General features: G+C 32.3%; 5 protein-coding genes. 1 reads left to right on the top strand and 4 read right to left on the bottom strand.

Annotated features, from left to right (window positions below):
- Nucleotides 1-42: 42 nt before the first annotated feature.
- Complete coding sequence (locus tag ABRS97_RS27740) at nucleotides 43-1,041, top strand: hypothetical protein (RefSeq protein ID WP_367819414.1); 999 nt, start codon at nucleotides 43-45, stop codon at nucleotides 1,039-1,041.
- 469 nt (nucleotides 1,042-1,510) lie between these two features.
- On the opposite strand, the gene ABRS97_RS27735 is transcribed toward ABRS97_RS27740, so the two are convergent.
- From ABRS97_RS27735 to ABRS97_RS27720, 4 genes are all read right to left on the bottom strand, one after another.
- Nucleotides 1,511-2,713 (bottom strand): protein kinase domain-containing protein, encoded by a 1,203-nt coding sequence (locus tag ABRS97_RS27735; protein WP_367819415.1) that lies wholly within the window; start codon nucleotides 2,711-2,713, stop codon nucleotides 1,511-1,513.
- Between the two features lie 86 nt (nucleotides 2,714-2,799).
- A complete protein-coding gene (locus tag ABRS97_RS27730) occupies nucleotides 2,800-3,540 on the bottom strand; it encodes a hypothetical protein (RefSeq protein ID WP_367819416.1) in 741 nt (246 codons plus the stop codon).
- A gap of 126 nt (nucleotides 3,541-3,666) precedes the next feature.
- A complete protein-coding gene (locus ABRS97_RS27725) occupies nucleotides 3,667-4,440 on the bottom strand; it encodes a hypothetical protein (RefSeq protein ID WP_367819417.1) in 774 nt (257 codons plus the stop codon).
- 181 nt (nucleotides 4,441-4,621) lie between these two features.
- Nucleotides 4,622-5,410 (bottom strand): DUF5677 domain-containing protein, encoded by a 789-nt coding sequence (locus tag ABRS97_RS27720; protein ID WP_367819418.1) that lies wholly within the window; start codon nucleotides 5,408-5,410, stop codon nucleotides 4,622-4,624.
- Between the last annotated feature and the right edge of the window lie 39 nt (nucleotides 5,411-5,449).

Genomic DNA, 5,449 nt, shown 5'->3' with positions numbered 1-5,449 from the left:
TACAACGTTAGGTGAAATAATCAAATTGATGGGGGTTAAACTGTGAGTAATATTGAAGAGAATATCATCTCAATTGTTGAAGATTTGATACTTGAAATGAAAGAATACAAAAACAAAAGAAAATATGATAATGAAATTGCGACATTCATGAATTATTTACTAAAAAGAAATCTAATGAAATCAATATTGTTATTAACAAGAAATGATATTGATGAGTATTTTTTAGATTGTAAAGTAAACAATAAAATTAACTCAACAAGTTCACTCAATACTCATATTTCAGCGCTAAAGTGCTTGTTTGATTGCTTAATCAAACATAATTATTATTTTGATGATAAATTGGGGTATGTAACATCAAAAGGTTTTAAAACTAAAATAGCAAAGCATTTAATTAACTCTAAGGTCAAGGAGATTATCACAAGTGATGACCTTGCAGTTATTTTAAAAAAAATTGATATTGCCTTAGATTTAAATAACAACAACAAGAATTCAAAGCTACTTTTCGTTAAGCTATATTTAAAACTAAATTTTTTAATTCCTTTGAAAGTAACTGAAATGTTAAGCATTCAATTTGACAAGTTTCATGAAGAGTTCAGACAAGTTAGGGTTAATGATATAACGATTATTATTCCCAATAGTCTTAGACTAGAAATAATAAAATCATTGAACAATATTTATCATGTGACAGGACATAGTTATGATCCTTCAGATTCTTTTTTTAACTACATTGCATCTCCGATTGAAAGAAAGAATGTTACAGATACTGGAGACGTTAGTCGTTGGTTTTATTCAGTATTTAACGCAGTTGGTCTAGTAGACTTTATCAAAGATTCCAAAAAAGGAACTTTTGCAGTCGAGAGAATTAAAAAATCTATTATTTATTCCTTAATAACCCAAGGGTGTAATATACTATACTTATCATTTCTTACAGGATTAACAATAGATTCACTTATTAATGAGTATTCAATTAATGATTTAGACGAGATATCAGAATCTATAAACATATCATTATTTAGAACTAATTACTACAGTTACTTGTAATCATCTCAATGAAGAATTGATTACATCACCTAACATCGTGTTCCCACGCGGCTCCTACGGAGCCTTTGTTTGAAAGAGGAATTTTGAAGAAGGGGATTCAGCAGACAACCTGCACCGACAAATCGCGTTACGGCAACGCATGGGAAATACAACAACGTTATCGGAAATTACATGCGAAATATATAAAGTTCTTATCTCAAGAAAACGACAATCACCTAGGGCTGATTGTCCCATATAAGATTGGTAGATGTTCAAAAGTTTATTAAGAGGAGATTGAAGCATACAAAGACAAAAAACTTCCAGACAGATTGTTTTTTCAATCCCACTCTTACAATCTTACAATACTTGATCTGGGAACAAAGCATAAGCCCCGAAGCGTAGATATGGTGTTAATAGGATGTCAGCACCTGCACCTGCACCTGCACCTGCACCTGCACCTGCGCCTTCACCTAATATCCCACCAACTGTCTTAACTTTTTGAACGTAGGGATGGAAAGACTTCAGTTATCAATTCCTGCTTAATTTCTCCAACACTTTTAAATCGTTCGTTTTTATTTGAAGAAATTCCCTTCAGTATAAATTCTTTGAGTTTAAAATTTTTCTCGCGATGATAATCGGATTGTTTTCCAGTAAGTATAAAATATATTACCTTTGTTAAAGCATAGGTTTCATGTCTTATCTCATAATTTTCAAATCCTACTAATGTGAGATCAGAGTAATCATTTATAGCACCTTTAACCTCGGTACCTTGCCTTGTTAATGTACTATCAGGGCGTTTAACTAAACCAAAATCAGAAACCTTTAATATTGAGGATCCGTCATCAAAATGCTTAACAAGTATATTGTGGTAGCTGATGTCTCGGTGCAAATACTTCTTATCATGAATATATTGAAAAGCATTTAGCAATTGAATTATTATTGCTCTCCGCTTGTCAAAAGATAATTTATTGTTGTTACGTAAAATATATTTTCCTAATGTTTCATCCGCAAACTCCATAGTATATTCATTTTTTTCATCTTTATAGATAAATGCTTTAATAATAAAGGGAGAATCTAACGCCATTAAATCATTAAATTCGTTTTTAAACCGTTCAAGTTCATCTGATCTCAGATTATCTTTTGCTCTCTTTATAACGAAGTGGCAATTATAATAGGAATCTTTGTACTTGTAAACTCTCGCATAGGATCCTTCACCTATTTGATTTAATTTAACTGAAATATTTGAAACAGGCATATTTATGATAGTAGAATCAACCAGCGTAAATACAGGATTACCTTCAATTAGAGTAATTATATTGAAATCTTCGGGGATGGAACTACCACCACTGCCTGATAAAAATGTTCTACAAATATCAAGGACAACTTTGTACTCATCTGCTATTTCAAATCTATATTCATCTTTAAGGGATGCTTGAAGAACTCTAATAAAATCTATTAACTCTATAAGTAATCTGCTCTCATGAGCGTTGAAATGCCCACTTCTATCAGGAAGATTCTTATGATTCATAAAAGAAAATAATTCATTTAAGCTGCAATGTAGGATCGAGAAAACTTCACTTAGCTTCTCATTGGGAATGTCATCATAAAAATTCCGGAATAATACAACTTTCTCAGACTTATGATTTGATAGCTGACTAATTTTCAGATTTAAAAATCCATCTAGATTTTTCACACTAATTACCCCTCAATTTAGAAAAAGAACTTTTGTTTATTTCTTGTATACATGAACTCGGCTTAAGACGTCCGACGGTCGATATATTATTCTAATGTCTTTCCAACATGTCTTGTGAAATTGGGTATGCTCATTAATTCCTCTTGTAATTTATTGTTATATCGTGCTAAAGAGATCATTCTCTCATCTATTTCATTGATCAAAGTTATTATTGGATATTTTTGATTTACCTTAATGAATAAATCCATGATTCCAAAGCATATATTTCCGATCCACCATAATCGCTGTTTAATAAAAAGATCTTCTTTCTTATCAAAAAGTCGTAAAGTAATCTTATCTACTTCTGAAAACTCATAATTTGCAAATGCAGAGAGTAGATTTGCATGGGCATAAAAATCGTTTATTTGACCTTTTATTTGTTTTATTTTATTTGAATATTCAGGGAATTCGGCGTTAAGCCATTTACGAGCTCTTTCTTTAATCTTTTTTTTCTCGATTGCATAACCATTTTTACTCGTGTATGCGTACTCATCTAAATCATGTTCAATAAATGAATATGTAGCCAAGACACTTGACTCTAATAAATGGCGGACTGTCATCAATGCTTGTACGTCATGCCTACGTAAGGTTGACAACACTGCAAGTATTGAAGATTTTTGAATCTGTGATAAAAAAATCATAAATACATGTGCATCAGTTCTTATTGAAGCAATAAAGCCGTTTAATAGATCGATTGATTCTGTCGCATAGCGATAATAATCACCATATTCATCAAATGAATTTATAATCATTTGATGTTCTGTTGTTGATACTCCTACAATGTCCATAATATCTCCTATTCTTTAAGGGATTTCCGATAACGTTTCCATGCTCACGACATCCATTCAAATTAAGCAGCTCGAGTCGATGCGTGAATTATGGGATGGACCTGTCTTCAATGAGATACTATACAATTAGTGCAATGCTGCAACGGTTTCCTTAAACTCAACTATGTTCCTTCGTAGCTCTTTATAGCTACTTAGTAGTCTCACAAAAGCAACCAATATGGCACCAATTAAATAAAAGGCATCCACTGATGTGAAACTAATAGCGAGCTTGTATATCATATATGCAACTGTAATTAAGAATACTAATAACCACAATCTGAACTCTCTTACACTTTTAATAAGTTTTTGTTCAAGGGTTTTATCTTGTAACAATAGAACTCGGATGGATATATAAATTACAGTATGAATAATAATCATAATAGAAAAGGTTGTTGTTTTATTATATTCGATTATTGATACAAGTTGCTCCTCATTAATGAAATTTGCTACAGCAAACAGAGATAATAGCATGTTGCCAACGATATAAGTAATAAAAATAAAAATTTCTAATAGGGTTCTTGATCCCCCGATATTAATTTTCGAGAATAATAATGATTCAAAAAAGTCAACAACAATAGTTGAATAGACAAATCTCCTATTTGTCCAATTCACAATTAATGGGATAGACATTGGGAGCAGTAGTAATAGGGAAATAGCCCATAAATATCTAAACTCACCACTAATAACAATAAATCTGCCAAGTACTTCTCCTATAATAAAGGGTATTAAGAAGGTGAACATATATATAAGTAACCCAAGACAAGCTAATGAAGCAATTCTAGCAATATGGACTGACTTAGTTTCTATCCAGCTTCTTTCACGGTCTTCTATTTCTTCTAATAATATAACAAATAGATTCATATTTCGTTCCTTTCATTTCAAATATTTCCCATAAACGTTGTTGTGTCCCCAAGGCCTCACCACCTTAAGGGACGTAGGTCCGACCACGATGCGGTTATGTGGTGCAGGTGTGTCTGCTGAATATGCTTCACCGAAATACTTCTTGCAGACAAAGGGGCGTAAGCCCCGCAGTGGAACACTGTTAGGCGAAGTTATTCTCTTCCTTGGGTTGCAAACGAAATTCCTCTTGTATTAATTCCTGTGCTTCACTCCATGTTTCTAATAGTTCTGTGGTATCAATTCCAATATTCTTAAGTCCTATATATAAAATAATTCTCGAGAGTTCGCTTACTTTAGAAACTAAGTCTGTTGCATTGAAAACTTGAGGTCCAACTGCTAATAATAATCCTTCTGTTCCTTCTAGCATAAATCCTCTAGTAGCACTAATGTTAGAATGTACATAGCTGGAATCATATTTATATACTGCTTCATACCAAAAATTCATACCAATCTCCTCAGCCATTTCTGAGATCTTTTTATCAGACCATTGGGCTTTATTTTTGAATTTTTGTTTATGAAGCTCGTAGTCCTGTTCAATCTGACTTCTACGTTCTTCACTAATGATAGTACTGGAATAATGTTTATCAATAACCTGTAATAACTTGTACTGAGCGATGTATTCATATTCTATAAAACGGTCAATTCTCTCCTCTGGCTTGTTAGAAATATATCCAAGTGTGATTACGGATTCAACTAATGTTCGTAAAATAATACTGGCATCCTCGTCAAAACCCAAAACAACTAACATCCTAAAAGAAAGTACAGACTTGTGAAACTTAGTAAGAAAATATAGAGAAAGATGGGATAAGAGATTATCAGGGATCTCTCCGCCCAACAAATATTTATCGAATTGCTTAATCATTAACTTATTTGCTTCTAAAGACCTTGTATGGTTTTGTTCCATTTCTTCTACCACTTCTTTGATATACATTCAATATCATCCTTTATGAATAATTTCGCCTAACGGTAT

This window comes from Paenibacillus tabacirhizosphaerae (assembly GCF_040812395.1).
Lineage (GTDB): Bacteria > Bacillota > Bacilli > Paenibacillales > NBRC-103111 > Paenibacillus_E.
Note: the sequence above shows the minus strand (reverse complement) of the source record. Positions and strands in the feature narration are given on the sequence as shown.

Bases quoted from the DNA above. Each gene is read 5' to 3' on its own strand.
- ABRS97_RS27730 (WP_367819416.1), bottom strand. From the start codon at position 3,540: ATGGACATTGTAGGAGTATCAACAACAGAACATCAAATGATTATAAAT.
- ABRS97_RS27725 (WP_367819417.1), bottom strand. From the start codon at position 4,440: ATGAATCTATTTGTTATATTATTAGAAGAAATAGAAGACCGTGAAAGA.
- ABRS97_RS27720 (WP_367819418.1), bottom strand. From the start codon at position 5,410: ATGTATATCAAAGAAGTGGTAGAAGAAATGGAACAAAACCATACAAGG.